Raw genomic sequence first — 22,478 nt, 5'->3', positions numbered from 1 at the left:
GAATCATCTTGAAGCCACTGATCCTGTGCGCGCTGCTGGCGCTGTCCGGCTGCGCCACCATCGGCGCCGATTTCGTCGAACCTGTCGCCGCCGCCAACCCGGCCTGGCGCCACGCAAGCACCGCGCAGCTGGCCGGCGCGCGCCTGCCGGCCAGCTGGTGGACCGTGTTCGGCGACGCCACCCTGGACGAGCTTGAGCAGCGCGCCGTGCGCGACAACCCGGGCGTCAAGGCCAGCGCGCAGCGCCTGCTGCAGGCGCAGGCGCAAATGGGCAACCTGCGCGCGGCGCTCTCGCCGAGCGTGAATGTGAGCACCTCGGTCGGCAATTCGCGCAGTTCGGCCGAGACCTCGCAGGGCCTGGCGCTGGGCCACCGTTCGATCGAAGGGAATAACTACCTTGTCGGCGGCTCGCTATCGTATGAGCTGGACCTGTGGGGCCGCGTCAAGCGCGTGGTCGAAGCGGCCGATGCCCAGGCGCTGGCGGCACAGGACGACCGCGACGGCGTGATCCTGCTGCTGTCGGCGCAGGTGGCGAGCACCTACTGGCAACTGCGCGGCATGGATGCCGAACTGGCGATCCTGAAGAACGCCCTGGCCACGCGCGGCGAATCGCAGCAGCTGGTCGAAGCGCGCTTCGAGGCCGGCCTGTCGAACGAACTCGATGTCTCGCGCGCCCGCATCGAGCGCGCCAACGCCGAGGCCGACCTGCACGAGGTGCAGCGCCAGCGCAACCTGCTCGAACACAGCCTGGCCACCCTGGTCGGCGTGTCGCCCTCGTCGCCGCTGATCGCGGCAAGCGCCAAGGCGGAGCTGCCGGCGCCGCCGGCCATACCGGTCGGCCTGCCGGCCAGCCTGCTGTCACAGCGGCCGGACCTGGCGTCGAGCGTGGCGGGCCTGCGCGCTGCGAATGCGCAGGTGGCGGTATCGGAAGGCGCGTTCTATCCCTCGCTGACCCTGACCGGCAACTTCGGCTATGCCTCCGAAAGCCTGCGCAACCTGGGCGAGAGCGGTGCGCGCCAGTTTTCCATCGGTCCGCTGGCGCTGTCGCTGCCGCTGTTCGACGGTGGCCGCAACAAGGCCAACCTGGCCCTGTCGCAGGCGCGCTACGCCGAGGCGCGCGCCAACCACGAAACGAAGTTGCTGACCGCCTTGCGCGAAGTGGAAGACGCGCTGTCGGACGTGCAGCAGCGCCAGCGCCAGGGTGAAGTGCAGGCCCAGTCGCAGCAGGCCGCCGCGCGCGCCTACCAGGTGGCGCTGGCGCGCTACGAGCGTGGCGTGTCGACCTACCTGGACGTGACCGACGCCCAGCGCAGCTCGCTCAACGCCGACCGCGCTGCCGCCCAGATCCGCACCCAGCGTCTTCTGGCCAGCGTGGCCGTGGCGCGTTCGCTCGGCGGCGGCTGGACCCAGCCGGCGGCCGAGGCGACCGTCGCCCAGGCGTCGCGTTAAGACTTGCCCGCAGTGGTGCCGATGGCGCACTACTGCGGGCCGAAGTGCTCCAGCACGAAGTCGACGAAGGTGGTCAGCTTCGGCGTGGCCTGGCGGTCGCGCGGATACAGGATGTGCATCGTGCGCGCCTGGGGAATATGCGCTTCCAGCAGCGACACCAGGCGTCCGGCGGCCACCTCCTGCGCCAGCATCACCTGCGCCTGCATCACGATCCCGAAGCCCGCCAGCGCCGCCTGTTTCAGCGCCTGGCCGTTGTTCGAGCGGAAGCGGCTGGCCCGCGCCGGTGCGCCGCCGTCGTTGTCGTCCAGGCGCCAGCGCACCAGTTTTTTCCAGTGCATGAAGTCCAGGCATTCGTGCTGCGCCAGGTCGGCCGGCACGCGCGGTGTGCCGTGGCGCGCAAGGTAATCGGGCGAGGCGCAGATCAGCATGCGGTAGGGACGCAGGCGGCGCGCGATCATGCCCGAGTCATCGAGTTCGCCGATGCGGATCGCGGCGTCGTAGCCGTCGTCGACGACGTCGACCAGGCGGTCGTTCAGTTCCAGGTCGAGACCGACTTCGGGATGGCGCGAGAGATAGGCGGGCAGCAGCGGCGAGAGCGATTCGCTGCCGAAGGTGACCGGGGCGCTGATGCGCAGGCGCCCGCGCGGCGCCGCGCGCATCGCTTCCGCGCCCGATTCGGCGGCGCGCACCTGTTCCAGGATGCTGCGGCACTGCTCCGCATACTGCTCGCCGATTTCGGTCAGGCTCTGGCGCCGCGTGGTGCGCGCCAGCAGGCGCGCGCCGAGGAGTTCTTCCAGGTAGCGGATGTGCTTGCCGACCATGACCGCCGACATGTCGAAACGCGCGGCCGCCGCCGTGAAGCTGCCGTCGTCCACTACCGCCGTAAAAATCTCCATGCTGCGCAATTTGTCCATCGATTCCGAATCATGAGTGAGCAATATCCGTCATCTTAGTCCATTTATCTTCATTGCTAACGGGGCGATACTGTCTGCTCACCTTTTTCTTGATCGGGAGTCAGCATGAAAATCATCGTTATCGGCGCCAGCGGCACCATCGGCAAGGCGGTTTCTTCCCATCTGGCGGCGCGCCACGAGATCGTGAGCGTGGGCGCCAACAGCGGCGACGTGCGCGCCGATATCCGCGATAGCGCGCAGGTGCGCCGCCTGTTCGAGCAGGCCGGCAAGGTCGACGCGGTGGTGGTGGCCGCCGGCGCCGTGCATTTCGGGCCGCTGGCGGAACTGGGGCCGGAGCAGTTCCAGGTCGGCATCGCCAGCAAATTGATGGGGCAGGTGAACGTGGCGCAGGCGGCGGCGGAGTGGCTGAGCGACGGCGGATCGATTACCCTGATCAGCGGCATCGTGGCGGAGCAGCCGATCCGCTTCGGCGCCTCGGCCAGCATGGTCAACAGCGCGGTGGAAGGCTTCGTGCGCGGGGCCGCCATCGAGCTGCCGCGTGGCTTGCGCATCAATGCCGTCAGCCCGACGCTGCTGGAAGAATCGCTCGACGCCTACGGGCCGTATTTCTATGGATTCGAGCCAACCTCGGCCGACCGCGTGGCGCTGGCGTACAGCCGCAGCGTGGAAGGGGCGCAGACGGGGCAGGTGTACCGGGTGTGGTAGATCGTGTCCGAAGGCGCGCCATCATACAATGCGCACCTTGAATGTTCGCATTGTTTTTACAAAATCCACATGCTCATGCAATGGCACGGCCGCTGTCATGCGCATGTCGATCGGCCTTGCCCGGTCCCGCTCGAAAAGCACCACGGCGAGTGAGCCGCTGACGCGGCGCGATATGTAAATCAAGCCGTCCACTTGCTCCGGATGGAAAACCACCGCTTCCGCCCACTGCTGCGAAAGGCTGTAGTCGGCAGTCCCGGTGAGTTCTCCGTTGCCGCCCAAGACGAGCAGTGACGATCCTGTCAGATTCGCCAGGCGTAAATCGGGGCCGTCGAAATGCAGGGCGAATCGCCGGGAAATTTCGGACGCCGGAACACAGAAACATCCGTCCTTCGGTTCGAGATTATGCAGGACCGATTCGGCGAAAGCGACTTGAAGGTCGGTGCCAAGGTAGCAGGTGCCGAACTGTTTCGATGCATCGTCGAAGCGGCAGCCTGCGCTCCGTCCAAAATAAGGCTCGCCTGTACTGTGGCCCGAAATGCGGCATAGCGATGACGGCGGAACCGACTCGATATCGAGGTGGATGGCGTGGAAGTTTGCAGGGGGGCGCTGGAGTGGGAATGTCCCCGTCATCAGCACACCGCAAATGTTGAAGCTGCAACGAGAACCTCGTTCAGCCGTCCTTTTGCCAAGGCTTGCAAGGGAGTTGCTTGCAGCGTCGAGATGACCGTCGTGAAGAAAAAGTACTTCGACGCCGCAGGCAATGAGCCCAGCGCTTTCGCCACTTTTTCCACCGCGCGCCGGTCGAGCGCCGGGTCGGCGTAAAACGCCGGGTAGTAGTTTTCTCCCGATGGCCCCAGCATGGCAAACAGGCGGCCCGATTTCACCGCGTCGCTTACGGACTGGCGCCGTACGCCCAAGCGCTCCTGGAGTTCCGCGGACGTGATCAGTTCCTTGTTATGGATGCGGTCGAGCAAGGCTGCGCCCGATACCCGCCGCATGGCGGCCAGCGCTGCGGTCCCGTCGCGCACCGATGCATCGGTGGACATTGGCAGCGCTTCGCGCTGACGCGCGCGGGTCAGAACGGCGCGTACTTGGGCATCCTCCTCGCTGGCCGCAACGGCATCGTCGCTACCGAGGGGATTGCCGGGCTGGCCGGCGCAAGCTGGCAGGTGCGGCGTACCAGGCCGGGTAAGCACAGCTGCTTTCTGAGGATCGTGCGGGGCCGTCAGGGCAGACAGTTTATCGAGTTCGGCCCATAGTGCGCCCAAGGTCGCCTGCAGCGCTTCGCGCTCCTGCTGCGAAATACCCTGCAAGACGCTGAGCGGCTTTTCCAGTTCCTTTGCCAACCTCGCGGGTGAGCTGAACGACGCGGGCTTGGTGAAAACGTCTCCCAGTTCGTCGAATAGCTGAACAGCAGCACTGTGTCCGGTATCAACCGGTTTGTTCTTGGGGATATGAGTCATGCACACCTCCACGGATGGTACGTTTCAGTGTAGGCAAGGATGTCAGGCAAGTCAACCAAGACAGCCCGTTGATTGAGCCGGGTCAAGCGGTTTAGCTGTCGGGAGCGTTGCGTCCCGCGCGCGGGACGCCCGTGCCGGGCGCCCCGAAGCGCGGACAGCGGGAGAGAACATGCGTCCCCTCCCGCTCCAGCTTACCTGCGATAGACGCGCACGTAGTCGACCTGCATCCGGTTCGGGAACACGGTCGCGCCATCCGGACTGCCAGGCCAGTTGCCGCCGACGGCCAGGTTAAACAGCAGGAAGTACGGCGCGTGGAATTCCGAGGTGCCGTTGATCCCGCCGGCGATATTGACCTCGTGGAACTTGTTACCGTCCACATACCAGCGGATCACCGAGGCATCCCATTCCACCGCATACACGTGGTACTGCGAGAAGTCCAGGTTGCCCGACGGGCCGCCGTAATTGGCATACGCGTTGTTGTGATCCTGCCAGTGGATGGTCCCATGGGTGACCGCTTCGGAATTGACGTGTTCCATGATGTCGATTTCGCCGCTTGCCGGCCAGCCCACGCTGCTGATGGAATTACCCAGCATCCAGAAGGCCGGCCAGGTACCCTTGCCGGTCGGGATTTTCATGCGCGCTTCCATGCGGCCGTACTGCCAGCTGGCCTTGTTCTGCGTGGTAATGCGGCCCGAGGTGTACTGCTTGCCCATATAGGCTTCCCGGCGCGCTTCGATCACCAGTTCGCCGCCTGTGACACGGATGTTTTCCGGACGCGCGGTGTAATACTGCAACTCGTTGTTGCCGCCGCCATTGCCGTTGACCTCGATGTTCCACTTCGAGCCGTCCAGCGAGCTGCCGTTGAACTCGTCCGCCCAGGCCAGGGTCCAGCCCGGCGGCGGCGGCGGCGGCGGTGGCGGCGTATTGCCGCAGCTCGCGCCGGCGATACTGATCCAGTTGAGGTTGAAGCCGCCGTTGCTGATGAAGGTGCCGAGGTTGTAGGTGCCGGCATTGACGTTCACCGTGCGCTGCACGGTGGTCCAGTTCTGCCAGCCGCCCGTTGCGGGAACCGCGGTGGTGCCCAGCGGAATCGTGCCGCCATTCAGGTCGGCCGAAATCACGCCGCCGGCGGACGGGGCTGCGACACGGTAGGCGATGGTGTAGGCGCCGCTGGTGGGGAAGGTGACGTTGTTGTGCGCCAGCCATTCGCCGTTGGCAATCCAGCCGACGTTAAAACCGCCGCCGGCATCGCTCGTCGCTTCGATATCGACGCTGTCGGTGCGGTGCTGGTTCCCCGTATTGCCGGCCGTGGTGTCGAAGGCGTTGGCATAGTCTTCCGCCTGGAGCGTGCAGATGGACGCCATCATGGCGCTGGAACCTGCGGCAGTGGCGGTCTGCTCCGGCATGACCGGGGTTTTTCCGCTGTCGCCTGAGGAGCTGCCGCCGCAACCGGCAACCATGCCGGCGCTCAATGCCGATGCCAGCAAGACGTTAATCGTTTTTATCTTCATGTTGAAAGTCTCCGAATTTTATAGTCGAGGGGTTGCGTAAGTGCAAGAACCACGTCAAGACGATGTTATCGGCGAAAACGATCAATGGAAACGCTTCCACCGACCTTGAGTATCTTGTACATTTTGCATTTTGTCAAAACCTGCATCAAGGGAACGGCCCGATCTGTCGGGTTTACGCCAAAGTTGCCTGCGCCTTGAGGCGGCCGCAGGCAAATTGTCAACCCGTGAGCGTGCCCGCCAGTCAGGGCGGATGCGATATCGTCGAGCGCATCGCTGGCAGCCTTGCGCGCTGCCGGCGTCGACATTCCTTGCCGCCAGATCGACCTGCATCTGCGCAGCGTGCCCGATCCGGGCGGCGGCAAGCTTGCCGCCGCCGATGCCGTCAGGTCGGCTGGGGAGAAACGACCGGCATCTCATGCCCGCGCACGGCGCGCATCAGATACAGGCCGTACACGCACATGGGCAGCACGGCGAACAGGGCGGCGTAGGGGAGCACCGAATTCTCGCCGCCCGACGTGGCCGACAGCATCGACGACATCAGCGAAAAGTCCCAGAGCCCGTGCACCAGCACCATCGGCCAGATCGAGCGCGTGCGCAGGCGGATGGCGGCGTAGGCCAGGCCCTGCAAAAAAGCCGACACCGACTGCAGCAGCGCGGCGCCGGCGTCGCCGCTGGCAAAGCCGTTGGCCGCATGCACCGCCCCGAACACGGCGGACGAGAGGAACACGGCCGGCCAGATGGCGAAGCGGTCCAGGAAGCCCTGCAGCAGGACGGCGCGGAACATCAGTTCCTCCGACAGCGCCACCAGCGCCGTGTTGCAGGCGACCACCAGCAGCACCGCGCGCGGCGGCCAGCCGTCGGCCCAGGCCACCAGCAGCATCAGTAGCGCGTACAGCAAAGGCAACCAGACCAGGCGTGCCGATCTCATTGGCGCAGGCGCAAACAGGCCGGCCGCGCGGCGGTCGCGCGAGGTCATTGCGACCACGGCGGCAAAGCACGCGGCCAGCAGCCATCCGACGCCGATGCCGCCGCCAGCCGCATCGGCCAGCGAGTGCTGGCGAACGCCTGACTGGAGCCACTGGCCGCCCAAGGTCAGTACCAGCCACACGGCCAGCGCAGCCAACGCCAGCGGCGCGGTCAGGTGCAATCGTTGCAATCGTTTCATACGTTTTCTGCCTGCCAGTGAGATCGAATAAGGTTGCGATGTGACGCTGGCCTGCATTATCCCAGATGGCCTTGCCGGCTTGCCGAAAACGGCTGCCTTCCTTAATACAGGTCGTTGCGCACCGCCTGCTCGTAATGCGCATCGGCCTGCGCGATATCGGCCTGGCCGATCATCGCCATCGACGCCAGCATCTGGCCGACCGAGGGCAGGGCGTCGCGCGCCAGGCGCGCGTCCTCGCGCCACAGGCGCGCGCGGTTGATCGCTTTACCGCAGTGTATCAGCACCTCGTCGATCGCCACCACGATGGCCGCTTTCGGCGCCTTGCCGCCCTCGGCCAGCCGCGCCAGCAGCGCGGCGTCGGTGGTCACGCGGGCGCGCCCGTTAATGCGCATGAACAGTTCCAGGCCGGGGAACAGGAACAGCATGGCGGCGCGCTCGTCGTCGGCCAGGTTGCGCATCGATTCGATGCGGTTGTTGCCCGGCCAGTCGGCAAAGGCCACGGTATGCGCGTCGAGCACCTGCACGAAGCCCGGCGGCCCGCCGCGCGGCGACACGTCGAGTCCCTGCGCGCGCCCGCTGGCGAACGAGAAAAAGGTCGCCGCTTTCAGGTACGCTTCGTGGACCGGCACCAGGTGTCCGAGCACCGCTTGCTCGATGCGCTGCGCGGGCGCCGCATACAGCGCGTCGAGGTCGGGCTGCGCGGCCGGCGCCCGGCCATGGACCAGCGCGCGCAGGGGGCCGTGCCTGACCTCGAGCACATCGAACAGGCCGAGCGCGCGCAGCGCCGGCAGGGCATCCTCGATCTCGGCCTGCGCGGCGGCGCGGGCATCGCTGGCGAGCGCGGGATCGGCAAAGGCGCGCGCATTGGCGAGAAAGGCCGCCACCGTGCCCTTGCGCACCGTCAGGCCCGCAAAACTGGCTTCGTTGGACTCGTCTGGAAGGATATCTTGTGCACGCATGCTGGTCTCCGGAGGGGTAAAACCGCAGGATAAGCAAACCTGCCTGTCCGCTGTACACTATACCGGCCAAGCTATTGCTCGAATCCGCCATGTCCGACCTGACCCTCGATCCCGCCCACCTGAATACCTCGGAAGGACCGGTGGTGATCGTCGCCGCCGGCAGCGAGGAGCGCGAACGCACGACTGCCGGCCACCGGCATGCGCGCGGCCAGCTGATGGGATCCATGCGCGGATTGCTGTCGGCGGGCGTGGAAGACGGGCAGTGGATCGTGCCCGCGATTCACGCGGTGTGGCTGCCGCCGCAGCACTTTCATTCGGTGCGTTCGCACGGACCGTTTTCCGGCTGGAGCGTGTATGTGGCGGAGACGGCATGCGCGGACCTGCCGCAGCGTCCCTGCACGCTGCGCACCTCCGGCCTGCTGCGCGAAGCTGTTCTGCGCGCCGCGACCTGGCCGCTCGATGCGCTCGATGCGCAGCGCGAGCGCATAGCGCAGGTGATCCTCGACGAGATCCGGCACGCGCCGCCGGCGCCCTTCGGACTGCCGCTGCCGCGCGATCCGCGCCTGCAGCGCGTGGCGCGCGCGCTGATCGACGATCCGGGCGACGAGCGCGACCTGGAAAGCTGGGCCCGGGCGGCCGCCATGAGCGGGCGCACGCTGACGCGCCGCTTCGCCGCCGACACCGGGTTCGGCTTCGTGGCCTGGCGCCAGCGTGCGCGCCTGATGCGGGCGCTCGAAATGCTCGCCGCCGGGCGCCCCGTGACCACGGTCGCCATGGACCTGGGCTATGCCAGCGCGAGCGCCTTCATCAAGCTGTTCACGCGCGAATTCGGCGCCACGCCGGCGGCCTACCGGCGTGCGCTGCCAGGACAATTCTGAACCTCCAGCATTGCAATTTGTCGCCTGACTCGGTTAATCGTGCGTCTGACGTGCCAGATCTAGTGCTTTCTCTAGGCGTGCCCGACTCATGGCTTTAACCCTCTGTAGCCCCAGCGCACGCGCGATCGTTGCGATGGCAGCATCGACGGAACTTCCCTTTTGTTCGACCTGCCTCGCAAGCGATACAAGCTCCGCCATGCAGATTTCATCTACCTTTCTACTTTCTTCCTCGCTGCTGCGGAATACCAGCGGTACATCTGGTCCTCTCGTGTTGGCCCAAAAGAAGACGCCGACGTCTTCGTCGCTCGCTGTCAAACATGATAGCGCCAAGGTCGAGACGCGTTCCTGAATACGCGCGCCGGTACGTTGCCATCCGTGTGCGCGTGCAATCCTACGCGCGAGCACGGTATCGAGAATAGGACCCTCAATGTCTGTTACGTATTCGATCATCTGACGAAGCCGGTCGTCATAACTGGGTTCAAAGAACGCCTCTGCATCAATCAACTCGACGGCTGCCCGTGGATCGGCCTCAACAAAAAGCAATGGTCCTTTGGCGTTTGCTGGCGGAACATTGCCGGCGTAAGCGGTTGTGGTGCGAGCGGTTTCCTTATCGTCAAATAGCGTGTCGACTTGGTCGTGAGCGGGGGAAAGGGGTGTTGCCTGTGTGGGTTGTTCAGCGTTCAACGCCTCAGTTCGTGATTCATAGGCACGGGCCCACTTCATCGTCTCCAGAATAGCGCGTTCTGTGGCTTCCCTTTCATGTTGTTCGGCACGCGTAACGCGGGAAATTTCTAGAAGTCCTTGCAGGTTCCGGTCAACCTTGTCGAGTGTTCCTGCACGGTCAATCCACCAGTCCGTGGACCAGATGCGCAAAATTTCCCAGCCCAGTCCACGCAGTACTTGCTCACGCAGCATGTCGCGGTCGCGTGCCGTGGCAGAACGATGATAGGTCGCACCATCGCATTCAATCCCGCACAGATAAGAACCGGGCGCATCGGGATGCACGATGCCAAGGTCCACGCGGAAGGCCGAGGCGCCGACTTGCGTGTGAATTTGCCAGCCCTTCGATGCCAGTGCAGCTGCAACCGCTTCTTCAAAGGGACTGTCGAATCCACCCATGCTCCCTTTCGTCGCCTCGGCCAGAGCGCGGGGACCGCGTTCTGCAAATTCCAGAAAGTGTTTCATGTCCCGCACGCCCGCGGCCTGCGTTCGGGACAGGTCGAGTTGATCGCCCTTCAGACTAGAAAAAACGCGAAGGGCAACACGAGCCCGCGTGATGGCCACATTCAATCGACGCTCGCCGCCAGTCCGGTTCATGGGGCCAAAATTCATGGAAATAGCGCCACTATGATCGGGACCGTAGGTGATGGAAAAATACATGATATCGCGCTCGTCGCCTTGAACAGATTCGAGGTTTTTGACGAACAAGGGTTCAAGTGCTGACTCGGAAAAATACGACTCGATGGACGGGTCCTTGCGCCGCTCCTCATCCAGCAAGTCCTCAATCAGCGTCATTTGTTCGGTGTTAAACGTCACGACGCCGAGTGTAAAATTTGATTCACGAAATGTTGGCGACTTGAGGCGCGCGACAATATCCGCGACGAGTGCCTTGGCCTCCCGCTTGTTGGTGCGTGCGCCGCCTTTCTCGTAGACGCCTTCGACATAATGAAAGCTGACCGCCGCATCGTCCGTCGATGGGGACGGAAATGTCACCAGTGCGCCACCATAGTAGTGGTGATTTGAGAAGGCAATGAGCGACTCGCTCCGGCTCCGGTAGTGCCACGCCAGGTTCATCGTCGGAAGATTCGCGCCCATGCACTCATCCAGAATGCTCTCCAGATCAGTCTCCGCCTCGTCGTCGTCCTGTGTAGAGTCGCCTCTATCGAAGAAACCAGTCGGCGGAAGCTGTTTTGGGTCACCCACCATGACGACCTGCTTACCTCGTGCGATCGCCCCGATCGCATCCCATACCGGAATCTGCGAGGCTTCATCGAAGATCACCAGGTCGAATGCGTTCGCTTGGGCAGGCAGGTATTGAGCAATCGACAAAGGGCTCATGAGAAGGCAGGGTGTCAGCTTCACCAAGGCGGTCGGGATACTCTCCATGAGTGTCCGCAGCGGCAAGTGCTGTTTCTTCTTGCTCATTTCATGGCGCAGAATGCCCCATTCGGAGTTGCGTGTTACCGTCTCCGCTTTGGGCAGGCCGGCAGATAGCGATGCGCGAATCCACGAACGCGTGAGGTCGGTAAAGCGCTTGTCGAGCGCCCGAAAGTCGCCTATGCGCTTTTCGTGTTCGGCCGACACGAAGGTGCGGATTACAGGCTCGTTGTCAATCACCGCATTAAGCCACCAGCGACTGTAGTTTGTGTCGAATGCCCGGCGTACCTCGTACGACTTGACGGCGCCGTTCTCCATCGCTGTTACCAGGTTCGCCAATCCGAGCATTAGTGCTTCCGAGCGGACTTTTCGCCACGCACACCAGGCGTGCAAGCGATTCTCAGCGTTGCCAATATCGTGACAGTGCTTTATCAGGTTTGGTAGCGGCAGGTCTTGCAGTTGTGAAGAATTGGCGTCGCTGAACGAACCTGCTGCTCTCATTTCGGCAAGTGCCGGTGGCAGGCCCGCATATACCTGCCGATATTGTCTTCCTGCGTCTGCGACAGGGCCGTCATGATCGAGCATCGCATTGCCTTCTGCAAGCTGTCGTTCGAGCGCACTCCGTAAAATACCCACCGATTCAGGCGTGTCTGCCAGGTTGCCGATGGCGCTCGCGATAGCCGTCGAAAATACAGCGGCATCGGTTATCTCATCCTGTTTTGTGTGTAGACCAGCCCAAGGGGTTCCTGCAAGTTCGGCTAGACCGTCGAATGCGTTCAAGCGTTGCTCAATTGCCGTGCGTTGCAGCAGCAGTTGATAGTCCGCCATCAGCTTCGCACCGCACTCGGATGCCGCGACCTCCTGGTGGTGACCTGGAAGCGTACCAGATGCGGTGACGAATTTACGAGAGACTATGAAACGCATCGCGGCCGAGAGCTGACCGGTTTGGGTGTCGTGTCCCGCCCATAAGCCGTCCGTGGCCTCCGACAACGCGGCCATGCCGGCGATATCGGCCTCCAGGCTGTGTAGCGTTCTGATATTCGACAGGTCCATTGCCAGGCGCGAGCCGCAGCGGCCGTCGGCAATTACTTCGAAGCCTTGGTCGAGCCACGGCTCGCGCCGATGAGCGCAAGCCAAGGCGCCCTGGAATCGGAGCACCGTGGCGGCAAGGTCGGTGCGCGTTTTCAAACCCATCCACACACCGTCGGTCGCCTGGCCAGGGTTGATCCGATTGACTGCGCTCCTCAGTTCCCGGATTCGGGCCAATGCCGGAAGGTCCACAGCCGCTTGTGGCGATTCTTCTCCCACGACAACGGCTTCGAGTGTGCTGGTGATTTGACGTTTTCGCAGCCAGGATACCGGCCAGACGCCCTGCTCGGCGTCCAGCCAGCCGCGATGCAGTTGATGCACATTGAGCTGCTCAAGCAGTTCGCCGTAATTTGCTGAGAGACTTTTTTCTGTTTCTTCGATGTCAGCAAGGAGGCGCAGTCCATTCTTGAATTCTAAGGTCACATCGTCCGGCCATGCCGGACTCAGCTGGGAACGAATACGGGCATGATCGGCCAGCAGGGACAAGGCTTTTTTGCATTCAACAAGGACGGTGTCGCTCCACAGCGGCGCTAGTTGATCATTGAGGGCGCGGTGTTGCGCGACAAGGTCGAGACCATCGTGCAGACGCTTGAATATTTCCCGCACTTCCGGCCTGAAAACAAATCGCCAATCGTGGCCAGCCGCTGTCGGTAAACATTGTGTCAACGAAAGCAGGGCTTCGCGCGCGCGAAGGGTGGTCGGTAAATCAGGTAGCGCAGTAACCTTCTCGAAGACGCCTTTTGCTTTCAGAACGGCTTCGGCAACGGGTATGAGGCGGCGCGTCGTGTCTAGGAAAGCACGCTGCCATACCGGTGTCCAGTCGTCATGGTTGATTGCGGCCAGCGGTCCACTGAGCAGTTGTGCCTGCCCGACGGCCGTTGCATTGACGCCCAGTCGCTCCGCCACATCCCGAATCGAGTCCAATGCTTGTATGTCATGCGCCTCCGGGCTATGCCAGAGCAAATTCAGCGCGGGTACCTCTCCACCCTCGGCGACGACCCCAATCGCCTTGAATATCGTCAATCCATTACGATGTTTGTTGTGAAGCCGCTCGACGTATCGATTGAGTTCGTTGCGATAGCGTTGGAGTTTATCTGCTTGGGCTTGCCATTCATCGGGGGCGAATTCAGCCTGCGATTCCCACGCTTTCTGAAGCTGCGCCAACACGTCGAGCTTACGCGCCTTGTTCGAATGTAGTTCGAGGCAAAACGCGCCGAGCCCGACTTCTCGCAGGCGACGATAGACGACGTCGAGAGCAGCAATCTTTTCTGAGACAAACAATATGCGTTTGCCTTCGGCTAGGCAATGAGCGATCAAATTCGAGATGGTCTGGCTTTTCCCGGTACCGGGTGGGCCGACTAATACGAAATCCTTTCCTTTGAAGGCAGCCATGATGGCGGTCAGTTGGGAAGAATCGGCCGGCAATGGGCAGAACGTTTTATCGGGCGTAAAGTCCGTATCCAGCTTGCGGGCATCCGGGAAATCCAGGTTCGAGGGATAGGGATCCCTGGGCGAATCGATCAAATGCTTGACCACCGGATTTTCCCGCAGTTGATCGATGCGCTGGGTGAGATCGACCCACATCAGGTATTTGGCAAATGAGAAGGTTGACAGTACGACGTCTTCGGAAACCTCCCAGCCAGAGATATCGCGAACTGCATGCGATACCATTTTCCAAATACGGCCAATGTCTAATCCGGACTCATCTCGAGGCAGATCGCCGTCGACGACGCCCAGATTCAGCGTGAAATCCTGACGTAACATTTCAACCAGGGTTGGGTTGAATCTGGGCTCGTCCTCATGCAACGACATTGTGAAGCCAGAGCGCACGCTTTTGCGCTGAAGCGAAACAGGAATGAGGATCAGTGGTGCTCTGTATTGGTTGTCTGCCTTGTCTTCCCGCGTCCAGGTCAAGAAACCTACGGCAAGGAAAAGTGTATTGGCGCCGCCCTCTTGCAGCGTGGCGCGAGCTGAGCGATATAGCTCGACTAGCCTTGACTCCAACTCCTGTTGTTCGACGGCGACGAACACTTCCCGACGTTTGAGCGCGTCCAGCGCGTGTTCGCGGCGTACATCCTCGCGTGTGCGTTGTTCGTGAATGAGCTGATTGCGCGGGTCGGCACCATCCATTAGTTGCGGTCGTGGCAATAGCCGGATGGGAGTGCCGTCCGACAGCAGGTCTTCCAAAGTGCCAGGCTCCGGGGCATCCAGCTTGAGTGTCTTCCGGCTGTTCTTAAAATTGAGGAGATTGTTGCGTAGCGAAAGATCGAGCAGCCTGCGCTGCCATCGTGCAAGGCGGTCGACCGGGCCTGCAGACGCTGCCTCCGCAGCGTTCAGATCCATTTCTGGAAGATCAGGAGCTGCTTCGAAGGCAGTTTGTTGGATTGATGCAAGCGGAATCGGGGGACCAGCGAGCAATTGCTGGTCGTTGCTGGATAAAGGCTTTATGCGAAGCATCCGGGCGCGTTGGACGTCCACGATGAGCTCAAATTCGTCTCCCTTTTCGACCGACAAGGCTGCTGCCGCGACTTCGGTAGCGTATGTGAAGCTTGGCGTTGGACGATGGGTAATCAGCGTCGACTCGAATACCACGAGTTCTTTGAGCCTGAGTCGCTTTCGGATGGCGGTGACGTCATCGGTGACTACAGTGGGAAACTGTTCTGCCCGTAACCAGACACCGGGAAAAGCGTGCCCTTTGGTAAATACGATGATGGTATTGAGTCCTGCTTGTTCTAAAACTGCGCAAAACAGCAGGGTCAAGTCGAGGCAAGTAGCAACGCGGGCGTCGAGCACTTGTGCGGCACTGCGCACTTTCTGTCCGCGATGCTCAAAGCTCGCTGGCGGTAGGGCATAGTCAAGGCCCAGCTCGCCTATTGCGCTCCACAGCGCGGAGGTAAGTTCCCACACTCGTTTTGCGCCACCGGCATAACCGTCGATCGCAGCGTTCTTGCCCGCATTGCGTAAGACTTCGGCGGTCTGCTTGAGCAAGCGGTCAGAAGTCAATTCGTTCGGCTGAACAAACGCGGCAATCAGATCCGGCATGTGCGACAAGCCGCTCCATTGATTCTTGGGAAGGAGCTCTACTTTGCACTCACTTACTGCAAGCACATTATCACCAGCGTTACCATTATTCTCCGTAAGCGTAAAAATAATGGTCGCTGCTTCCGCCTCGGTAAGCTTGTTCAGTAAGGTACCGTCAAGCGAGACATCGCAGTCTTTGACGGCATACGTCGAGTGCGGCCCACAGGCATCGATTGTCCATGTTTTCGATTTCAGAAAAGGCGGAATGGATGACAGGCTTAGCTGCAAGTGGACGATTTCGCGTTCGCTGTTATTAATGATGGACAGCTCGCGCAGGAGTGGCACGGAATTTTGAAAATCAGCCAAGTTGAGTTTGCCGGCATTGGAAATGCGCAGCGCATACTCGGGCGGTTCCGCGGGTGCTGCGGTTTCAATAATCGACTCGTCCAAAGGCCCTCCCACGGCACGAACGCACATTGCTTGCCCAGCATTGCTGAGATCGTCAGATACGGCGGGCGGCATCGGTGAACTAACCTTAGCATATTCCGTACCGACAATTACTCACAAATTCTCACTTGTGTTGGGAATAGCTCTCAGCGAATTACCCCAGGCTTGAAAATGTGCGTTCTATGGGATTAAAGATTTCTGGCGTGATCGATTTCATCAGGTTTCAGCGCTGGCTGCGCCGCCATGCCTGCGGCCCCATCCCGACCAGCATCTGGAACGCGCGCGAAAAATGCGACTGGTCGCAAAAGCCGTGCGCGTGCGCGATGTCGGTCAGCGGCTCGTCGCCGGCCAGCATGGCCTCGCAGGCCGCCGCCACGCGCCGGCGCAGCACGTATACGCGCGGCGGCACGCCGACCGCGTTCTTGAAGGCGCGCGAAAAGTGGCTCACGCTCAAGCCGACGGTGGCGGCCAGGTGGGTGGTGCGCAGGGTGGCGCACAGGTTGGCGTCGATATGCGCGGTCAGATCGCGCACCTGCCAGGCGGCGAGGGCGCCCTTGGCCTCGTACGCGGCGCTTGGCGGCAGCGGCGGCGCCTTGTGGCAGCGGCGCGCCGGCGGGGTCTTCGACAGGGTGGAAATGAGGGTCGCTTGCATGGTTCGCTCCAGGGTGGCCGACGATCTTGCGTCAGCGACGATGATGCGTGAAGCCGGCATGGCCGAACAGGGCCGCTCAGGTGACTGCCTACCCCCCCAAAAGTGTTGGTCCGGCCTGCTGCCGCGCCGTTACCGCCAGCGCGCTCACAAACCGATGAAGCCCCGTTCGATCGCGATCGTCACCGCGTGCGTGCGGTTGTTCGCCCCCAGCTTGTCCATGATATTGCGCAGGTGCCCCTTGACGGTGTCTTCCGACAGCGCCAGGTCGCCCGCCACCTGCTTGTTGCTGTGGCCCCGCGCGATTAGCTGCAGCACCTGCACTTCGCGCGGGGTCAGGCGTTCCTGGCCGAGGTGGTTGGCCAGTTCGGCCGCGATCTCCGCCGGAAAATAGCGCTTGCCCGCCGCCAGCGCCCGGATCGCCTCGGTCAGCTCCTTGCGCAGCGCGCTCTTGAGCAGATAGGCCTGCGCGCCCGAGCGGATCGCCTGCAGCGCGCGCGCGTCGCCCCGGTAGGTGGTGAGCACCGCGATGCGCGCCTGGGCGAATTCGGCGCGGATCGCCTGGATCGCTTCGATGCCGTTCATGTCCGGCATCTGGATGTCGATCAGCGCCACGTCCGGCTGCAGCGCGCGGTATTGCGCCACCGCTTCGCGCCCGTCGCCCGCTTCGCCGGCCAGGCACATGTCCGGCTGGCTGGCGATGACGGCGGCGATCCCTTCGCGCATCATCGGATGGTCGTCGCACACCAGCACCCGGATGGGTAGCGTCTCAGGATTCATTGTTCTCCCCTTTGTTCATTGTCGCGCGCAGCCATGCCAGCAGGCGGCGCGGCCGGCGCCGGTAGGCCAGATGCGACCTGAGATCGAGCCGGATCTCGCTGCCGCGCTCCGGATCGCTGTCGATCGCCAGCTGCGCGCCGATGCGCGCGACCCGCTCGTGCATGCCGCGCAGGCCCCAGTGGTCCGGCCGCCCCAGCGGCGTCCTGTAGTTTTCGTCGATGCCCAGTCCATCGTCGGCCACCGTCATGCGGAACAGGCGCGCGCCGTACTCGATGTCGACCTTCACGTGCAGCGCGTGCGCATGGCGGAAGGCGTTGACGATCGCCTCGTGCCCGACCTGGTACACCTCGTCGCGCACCAGCGGGCGCAATGGCGCCGGGGCGCCGCGCACGGCCAGCGCAAAACGCGGGCCGCCTCTTTGTTCGAGGCCGGTCCCCAGTTTGTCCAGCGCCTCGTGCAGTTCGCTCAGGTCGACCGCGCCGATGCGCAGGTCGCGCACCCGGTCGCGTCCTTCGATCAGCACCTGGTCGGCGCGGTCGAGCGCTTCTTCCAGGCTGTGGCGCGCCGGGCTGCCGGCCGGGATGGTGTAGACGATCGCCTGGAAGCGTAGTATCAAGCCGTGCACGCCCTGCAGCAAGGTGTCGTGCAGGTCGCGCGCGATGCGTTCGCGCTCGCTGTGGCGTTCCTCGATGCGTTCGCACAGGCGCTCGGCGGCGCGCCGCATGTTGATCCGGTATAGCATCCACAAGGCGCCGAAGCCCAGGGTGCCGGCCAGCAGCAGGAACAGCGGCTGGCGGTACAGCGCCGGCGGAATCGCGAATTCGAACACCGCCTCGCGCGTGCTGGGCAGCCCGTCCTGGTTGTGCGCCAGCACGCGGAAGCGGTACTGGCCCGCACCGAGGCCGGTGTAGACGGCCTGACGCTGGCGGCCCGCATCCTGCCAGCCGATGTCATAGCCATCGAGCCGGTAGCGGAAGTTCAGGCGCTCGGGCGCGGACAGGCTCAGGGCGGTGTAGTCGATCACGATGCGCTGGGCGCCGGCGGCAAGCGTGGCAGGCGTGGCGGTTGCGGCGCGCATGCCGTCCACGTGCACCGATTCGATCAGCACCGTCGGCCCGGCCTGTTCGGGGTGCGGGCGGTCCGGATCGATCCAGGCCACGCCGTTACTGGTCGAGAACCACAGCCGCCCGTCGCTGCTGCGCACCGCCGTCGGCAGCGGCAGCACCTGGTACGGGTCGTTGGCCAGCCCGCCCATCAGGTCGTAGGAGCGGTAGCGGATGCGGTAGCCGGCGTCGGCATAGGCGCGCGCCAGTTCGGCGGCGGTCAGCTGGAAGATGCCCGAGCGCGAATGCACCCACAGGTCGTCGCCACGGCCATCCCTGAGCGGCACCACGATGATGGCGTAGATATTGGCGAACAGGCCGTTGTCGGGCAGGCGCAACGCATGGTAGCGCTGGCCGTCGATGTAGCCGATGCCGCGCTGGCCGCCGACCCAGGTGCGCTGGCCGTGGTGGGTGATGGCGGTGACGTGGCCGATGTCCATGCCGTCGGCCTCGCCCCAGCGCTTTTCGCCGGCTTCTTCGCCGCCGGCGTCGCGGGTCACGAGCAGGTTGTCGCGGTAGCCGAACCACAGCCGCCCTGTGGCGTCGGCCGACGCGGACACCGGCATGCGCTGGTTGGCCGAGGGCGAGGGCGAGGGCGTGGCGATCCACGCGCCGCCGTGCAGGCGGAACAGGCCGAGCCGGTTGAACGAGACCCACAGGTCGCCGGCGGCGTCGCGCGCCATCGCCCGCACCGACGATTCTGCCAGTGCGGCCGGCGGCAGCTCGGCGAATTTTTCCAGGCGCGCCCCGCGCGAGCGCCAGATGCCGGACGGGCCGCCCATCCAGATGGTGCCGTCCGCATCGCGCATGGCGCACGATACCGGCGCCGGCATGTCCAGCGTCTGCATGGCGCCATCCATCAGACGCATGGCGGGCCGGTTGCTGGGACCGGCCCACAGGCTGCCGTCGTTACCGGCGACGAGGGCGAAGTTGAGCGAGCCGGCCGGAAAACCGGCGGGCATCAGCGCGCGCTGGCGGAAGCGGTCCAGCCCCCCGTTGCTGCCGACCCAGAGGTTGCCTTCGCCGTCTTCCAGCATCTTCCAGATGAAGTCCGAACTGAGGCCGTCGCGCGCGGAAAATGCGCTGCGGGTGCGAATGGCGCCGATGCCGGTCGGCTTGTGCACGTACTGTACGCCGCTGCCGGTGGTGCTGATCCACAGGCCGCCGTTGCGGTCGAACAGCAGGCCGATGGCGGGCGTGTCGATGGCGAGGCTGCCGCTGGTCAGATGGCCGTCGAACAGCAGCACGCGGTGGATCTTGCCGCTGTAGCGTTCCGTCAGCCAGACGGCGCCGTCCTGCGCCTGGGCGATCTGGCTGACCCAGTCGACCGCCAGGCCGCTGTCGACGAAGCGCCGTGCGCCCCTGGGCAGGTACAGCAGGCGGTTTTCGTTGGCGGCCCACAGCGTGCCGCCGCCGTCGACGAACACGGCGCGCGCTTTTTTGCCGGGGAAGCCCCAGCCGGCGCCGGTCCGTTCCCAGTGGCTGCCGTCGAAGCGCGCCAGGCCATCGTCGGCGGCGACCCAGATCGCCCCGGCATGGTCGCGCGCGAGGCTGTAGATGGCGCCTTCGGGCAGGTTGGGGCCGGGCAGGTGTTCGCGCATGCCGCCCGGGCCGATCGTGCGCACGCCGCCGAAGCGCAGGCCGACCCACAGTTCGTCCTCCACCGCCAGCAGCGAGGCGACGATATTGAGGGTGTTCAGCCCCGGCGCTTCGTAGCGCACGAAGCGAAAGCCGTCGAAGCGGAACAGCGATTCATTGGTGCCGAGCCACAGGTAGCCGTCGCGCGTCTGGGCGATGGCGCCGACCTGGCTCGGGCCGCCGTCGGCCGCGACCCAGCGCCGGTGCTCCAGGCGGTCGAACGAGCGCACTTGCGCCTGCGCGGCGGCGCACGCGAACAGCAGCGCCATTGCCGCCTGGCGCCACCAGCGCGTGCTGGACATGCTGTACGGTTTCATACGTCGTTCGTCCTGTTCATGGCGCGCGATGATACCACCGGCGCCATCGTGTCAAGCGTGCGCGCGCGGGCGCAGCCAGAGCAGGGCGACGACGACGTGCACGACCGAGCCTGCCGGCGCGTACCACAGCGCCAGCGGGATCGCCAGCGCGTACAGCAGGATCGACGCCAGGTTCTTGCGCTCCATCCAGCTCGGGCGCGCCGCGCCGGCGTGCATGGCGCCGCGCCGGCGCAGCACGTCGTCGAGCACCACGAAGCCGATGGAGCACATCAGCAGCACCACGCCGTACATCGCCACCGGGAGCGAGTCGAACGGGTGTTCGCCGGCCCACGCGGTCACGAACGGGATCAGCGAAATCCAGAACAGCAGGTGCAGGTTGGCCCACATGGCCACGCCGTCGACCTCGCGCACCCTGTCGAACAGGTAGTGGTGGTTGATCCAGTAGATGCCCACGTAGATGAAGCTGAGCAGGTAGCGCAGCAGCACCGGCAGCACCGGCGCCAGGTAGTGCGGCGCCGCGCCGTGCGGGGTTTTCAGTTCCAGCACCATGATGGTGATGATGATGGCGATGACGCCATCGCTGAAGGCCTCCAGGCGCACCTTGTTCATGCCGCCCCCTTGGGCGGTTCGGGCAGCGCCATCTCGGCGCACAGGATCGCGATCGGGACGATCAGGGCGATGAAGCCGAAGGCCATGAAGGCAAAGGCGGCGGCGATGGCGCCGATGGCAAACGCCAGCAGGGGCCAGAAGAATTTGCCGCAGCGCGCGCTGGTGGCGGCGTCGCCGGCGCCGCGCAGCACGTCGATGCTGTCGATGACGACCTGGGTCACGTTCCCGGTCATCATCGAGGTGGGCGCCAGTTGCGCCAGCAGCAGGCGGCTGCTGGCGCTGTGCGCGCCCATGGCGGCGGTGCCGAGCAGGCCGGCCGCCATCGCCAGCGTGGACGCGGTCTCGCCGATGGGCGAGGCGGCGATCCCGGCCAGCATGAAGCCGGCCAGCAGCACCACCTGCAGCAGCAGGGCCAGTTTCAGGGCCGGCCACTGGCGCCGTTCCGAGGCCAGGATCAGCAGGCGCGCCATGGCGATCCCCGCGATGAAGGCGGGGAAGGCCAGGAACTTGAGCAGGATCGAGGCCTTGGAGGCGTCGGCCAGCGCAACCCCGATCAGCACGAAGTTACCTGTGACATGGGCGGTGAACAATCCGAACAGGGCGACGAAGCCGAGGGTGTCCACATAGCCGGCCAGGAAGCCCATGTCGATGCTGCGCAGGCGGTTGCGCTGGTCGGGGGTCACGATTTGGCGAAGGCGAGAATGTCGGCGTTGACCTGGTCCTTGTGGGTGTCGGTCAGGCCGTGCGGGGCGCCAGGATAGACAATCAGCTTGGCGTTCCTGACGATGGCGGCCGACGCCTTGCCGGCGGCGTCGATCGGCACGATCTGGTCGTCGGCGCCGTGGATGATCAGGGTCGGCTTGTCGAATTTTTTCAGGTCGGCGCGGAAGTCGGTTTCGGAGAACGCCTTGATCGAGTCGTAGGTGTTCTTGTGGCCGGCCATCATGCCCTGCATCCACCAGGCGTTAATCAGGCCTTGCGAGGCTTTTGCGCCAGGGCGGTTGAAGCCGTAGAACGGGCCCGATGCCAGGTCCAGGTAGAACTGCGAGCGGTCCTTGACGGAAGCGGCGCGGATGCCGTCGAAGACCTCGATCGGCAGTCCGCCCGGGTTGTCGGCGGTCTTGAGCATCAGCGGCGGGACGGCCGAGATCAGGCCGAGTTTGGCGACGCGTCTGGTGCCGTGGCGGCCGACATAGCGGGCCACTTCGCCGCCACCGGTCGAAAAGCCGATCAGGATGGCGTTCTTCAGGTCCAGCGCTTCGATGACCTGGGCCAGGTCGTCGGCGTAGTGGTCCATGTCGTTGCCAGTCCAGGGCTGGCTGGAACGGCCGTGGCCGCGGCGGTCGTGGGCGATGACGCGGAAGCCGTTGTTCGCAAGATGGAACATCTGCGATTCCCAGCTGTCGCTGTTGAGCGGCCAGCCGTGGCAGAACACGACCGGTTGGCCCGAGCCCCAGTCCTTGTAATAGAGTTCGACGCCGTCCCTGGTGGTGATGGTGCTGGCGCTGCGCTTGACGGCGGCGCCCGGTGCGGCCTGCGCGCCGGCGCTCATGGCGGCCAGCGGAATGGCGGCGGCCAGCGAAGCGCCGGCGGAAATGGCTGCGCGGCGCGAGAGGGTTTTCTGGTTGTCGTTGGTGGACATGATGGCTTTCTTGTTGTCGTTAGCGCCGCCGCTGCCGCTTGCG

At 64.1% G+C, this 22,478-nt stretch carries 17 protein-coding genes; 4 read left to right on the top strand and 13 right to left on the bottom strand.

What is annotated here, in order from left to right:
• The first annotated feature begins 8 nt into the window (after positions 1 to 8).
• Positions 9 to 1,448 carry an efflux transporter outer membrane subunit gene (locus tag EJB06_RS18505; RefSeq protein WP_229427149.1) on the top strand — a complete coding sequence of 480 codons (1,440 nt, stop codon included), beginning with the start codon at positions 9 to 11 and terminating at the stop codon, positions 1,446 to 1,448.
• Between the two features lie 29 nt (positions 1,449 to 1,477).
• Here the strand turns inward: EJB06_RS18505 and EJB06_RS18500 are convergent, their stop codons facing one another.
• Entirely contained in the window at positions 1,478 to 2,362 is an 885-nt protein-coding gene (locus EJB06_RS18500) for a LysR family transcriptional regulator (RefSeq protein ID WP_126075484.1), read from the bottom strand.
• A 105-nt stretch (positions 2,363 to 2,467) separates the two neighbouring features.
• Between EJB06_RS18500 and EJB06_RS18495 the strand changes: the two genes are divergently transcribed.
• Positions 2,468 to 3,067, top strand: coding sequence for a short chain dehydrogenase (locus tag EJB06_RS18495; protein WP_126075483.1), 600 nt, complete (start codon positions 2,468 to 2,470; stop codon positions 3,065 to 3,067).
• A 21-nt stretch (positions 3,068 to 3,088) separates the two neighbouring features.
• Here EJB06_RS18495 and EJB06_RS18490 read toward each other — a convergent pair whose 3' ends face one another.
• The 3 genes from EJB06_RS18490 to EJB06_RS18480 all read right to left on the bottom strand — a co-directional run bounded on the left by EJB06_RS18490 (position 3,089) and on the right by EJB06_RS18480 (position 5,897).
• Entirely contained in the window at positions 3,089 to 3,697 is a 609-nt protein-coding gene (locus tag EJB06_RS18490) for an RES family NAD+ phosphorylase (RefSeq protein WP_126075482.1), read from the bottom strand.
• The gene (locus EJB06_RS18485) at positions 3,697 to 4,530 is read right to left on the bottom strand and encodes a hypothetical protein (RefSeq protein ID WP_126075481.1); all 834 of its coding nucleotides are present in this window, start codon (positions 4,528 to 4,530) and stop codon (positions 3,697 to 3,699) included. The genes EJB06_RS18490 and EJB06_RS18485 overlap by 1 nt, the downstream gene beginning before the upstream one ends.
• A gap of 191 nt (positions 4,531 to 4,721) precedes the next feature.
• A complete protein-coding gene (locus EJB06_RS18480) occupies positions 4,722 to 5,897 on the bottom strand; it encodes a carbohydrate-binding protein (RefSeq protein ID WP_198420859.1) in 1,176 nt (391 codons plus the stop codon).
• On the opposite strand from EJB06_RS18480, the gene EJB06_RS18475 reads away from it, so the two are divergent.
• Complete coding sequence (locus EJB06_RS18475) at positions 5,884 to 6,081, top strand: hypothetical protein (RefSeq protein ID WP_126075480.1); 198 nt, start codon at positions 5,884 to 5,886, stop codon at positions 6,079 to 6,081. The genes EJB06_RS18480 and EJB06_RS18475 overlap by 14 nt on opposite strands.
• 342 nt (positions 6,082 to 6,423) lie before the next feature.
• On the opposite strand, the gene EJB06_RS18470 is transcribed toward EJB06_RS18475, so the two are convergent.
• Positions 6,424 to 7,206 carry a CPBP family intramembrane glutamic endopeptidase gene (locus tag EJB06_RS18470; protein WP_164557962.1) on the bottom strand — a complete coding sequence of 261 codons (783 nt, stop codon included), beginning with the start codon at positions 7,204 to 7,206 and terminating at the stop codon, positions 6,424 to 6,426.
• 101 nt (positions 7,207 to 7,307) lie between these two features.
• The gene (locus tag EJB06_RS18465; RefSeq protein WP_229427157.1) at positions 7,308 to 7,940 is read right to left on the bottom strand and encodes an MSMEG_1061 family FMN-dependent PPOX-type flavoprotein; all 633 of its coding nucleotides are present in this window, start codon (positions 7,938 to 7,940) and stop codon (positions 7,308 to 7,310) included.
• A gap of 314 nt (positions 7,941 to 8,254) precedes the next feature.
• On the opposite strand from EJB06_RS18465, the gene EJB06_RS18460 reads away from it, so the two are divergent.
• Positions 8,255 to 9,043, top strand: coding sequence for an AraC family transcriptional regulator (locus EJB06_RS18460; RefSeq protein ID WP_126075477.1), 789 nt, complete (start codon positions 8,255 to 8,257; stop codon positions 9,041 to 9,043).
• A 33-nt stretch (positions 9,044 to 9,076) separates the two neighbouring features.
• Here the strand turns inward: EJB06_RS18460 and proA are convergent, their stop codons facing one another.
• The 7 genes from proA to EJB06_RS18425 all read right to left on the bottom strand — a co-directional run bounded on the left by proA (position 9,077) and on the right by EJB06_RS18425 (position 22,435).
• Positions 9,077 to 15,700 carry an anti-phage protein ProA gene (gene proA / locus EJB06_RS18455; protein ID WP_307720458.1) on the bottom strand — a complete coding sequence of 2,208 codons (6,624 nt, stop codon included), beginning with the start codon at positions 15,698 to 15,700 and terminating at the stop codon, positions 9,077 to 9,079.
• A gap of 220 nt (positions 15,701 to 15,920) precedes the next feature.
• The gene (locus EJB06_RS18450; protein ID WP_164557961.1) at positions 15,921 to 16,349 is read right to left on the bottom strand and encodes a helix-turn-helix domain-containing protein; all 429 of its coding nucleotides are present in this window, start codon (positions 16,347 to 16,349) and stop codon (positions 15,921 to 15,923) included.
• 144 nt (positions 16,350 to 16,493) lie between these two features.
• Positions 16,494 to 17,126, bottom strand: coding sequence for a response regulator (locus EJB06_RS18445; RefSeq protein WP_126075475.1), 633 nt, complete (start codon positions 17,124 to 17,126; stop codon positions 16,494 to 16,496).
• Positions 17,116 to 20,184 carry a sensor histidine kinase gene (locus EJB06_RS18440; RefSeq protein ID WP_126075474.1) on the bottom strand — a complete coding sequence of 1,023 codons (3,069 nt, stop codon included), beginning with the start codon at positions 20,182 to 20,184 and terminating at the stop codon, positions 17,116 to 17,118. Before EJB06_RS18440 ends, EJB06_RS18445 begins: the two co-directional genes overlap by 11 nt.
• A gap of 51 nt (positions 20,185 to 20,235) precedes the next feature.
• On the bottom strand, positions 20,236 to 20,793 hold the full coding sequence (locus EJB06_RS18435; protein ID WP_126075473.1) for a TMEM175 family protein: 558 nt from the start codon (positions 20,791 to 20,793) through the stop codon (positions 20,236 to 20,238).
• A complete protein-coding gene (locus EJB06_RS18430) occupies positions 20,790 to 21,476 on the bottom strand; it encodes a YoaK family protein (protein ID WP_126075472.1) in 687 nt (228 codons plus the stop codon). The genes EJB06_RS18435 and EJB06_RS18430 overlap by 4 nt, the downstream gene beginning before the upstream one ends.
• Positions 21,473 to 22,435: an alpha/beta fold hydrolase gene (locus EJB06_RS18425; RefSeq protein WP_126075471.1), complete on the bottom strand. Its 963-nt coding sequence runs from the start codon at positions 22,433 to 22,435 to the stop codon at positions 21,473 to 21,475. The genes EJB06_RS18430 and EJB06_RS18425 overlap by 4 nt, the downstream gene beginning before the upstream one ends.
• Positions 22,436 to 22,478: the final 43 nt, after the last annotated feature.

This window comes from Massilia atriviolacea (genome assembly GCF_003953935.1).
In the GTDB taxonomy this organism is placed as follows: Bacteria; Pseudomonadota; Gammaproteobacteria; order Burkholderiales; family Burkholderiaceae_D; genus Telluria_A; species Telluria_A atriviolacea.
This window is presented reverse-complemented; position numbering and strand designations above follow the sequence as displayed.

Coding starts and splice junctions, on each gene's coding strand:
- EJB06_RS18500 (WP_126075484.1), bottom strand. CDS start 2,362: ATGGACAAATTGCGCAGCATGGAGATTTTTACGGCGGTAGTGGACGAC.
- EJB06_RS18495 (WP_126075483.1), top strand. CDS start 2,468: ATGAAAATCATCGTTATCGGCGCCAGCGGCACCATCGGCAAGGCGGTT.
- EJB06_RS18490 (WP_126075482.1), bottom strand. CDS start 3,697: ATGACGGGGACATTCCCACTCCAGCGCCCCCCTGCAAACTTCCACGCC.
- EJB06_RS18485 (WP_126075481.1), bottom strand. CDS start 4,530: ATGACTCATATCCCCAAGAACAAACCGGTTGATACCGGACACAGTGCT.
- EJB06_RS18475 (WP_126075480.1), top strand. CDS start 5,884: ATGGACGCCATCATGGCGCTGGAACCTGCGGCAGTGGCGGTCTGCTCC.
- EJB06_RS18480 (WP_198420859.1), bottom strand. CDS start 5,897: ATGATGGCGTCCATCTGCACGCTCCAGGCGGAAGACTATGCCAACGCC.
- EJB06_RS18470 (WP_164557962.1), bottom strand. CDS start 7,206: ATGAAACGATTGCAACGATTGCACCTGACCGCGCCGCTGGCGTTGGCT.
- EJB06_RS18460 (WP_126075477.1), top strand. CDS start 8,255: ATGTCCGACCTGACCCTCGATCCCGCCCACCTGAATACCTCGGAAGGA.
- EJB06_RS18450 (WP_164557961.1), bottom strand. CDS start 16,349: ATGCAAGCGACCCTCATTTCCACCCTGTCGAAGACCCCGCCGGCGCGC.
- EJB06_RS18445 (WP_126075475.1), bottom strand. CDS start 17,126: ATGAATCCTGAGACGCTACCCATCCGGGTGCTGGTGTGCGACGACCAT.
- EJB06_RS18440 (WP_126075474.1), bottom strand. CDS start 20,184: ATGAAACCGTACAGCATGTCCAGCACGCGCTGGTGGCGCCAGGCGGCA.
- EJB06_RS18435 (WP_126075473.1), bottom strand. CDS start 20,793: ATGAACAAGGTGCGCCTGGAGGCCTTCAGCGATGGCGTCATCGCCATC.
- EJB06_RS18425 (WP_126075471.1), bottom strand. CDS start 22,435: ATGTCCACCAACGACAACCAGAAAACCCTCTCGCGCCGCGCAGCCATT.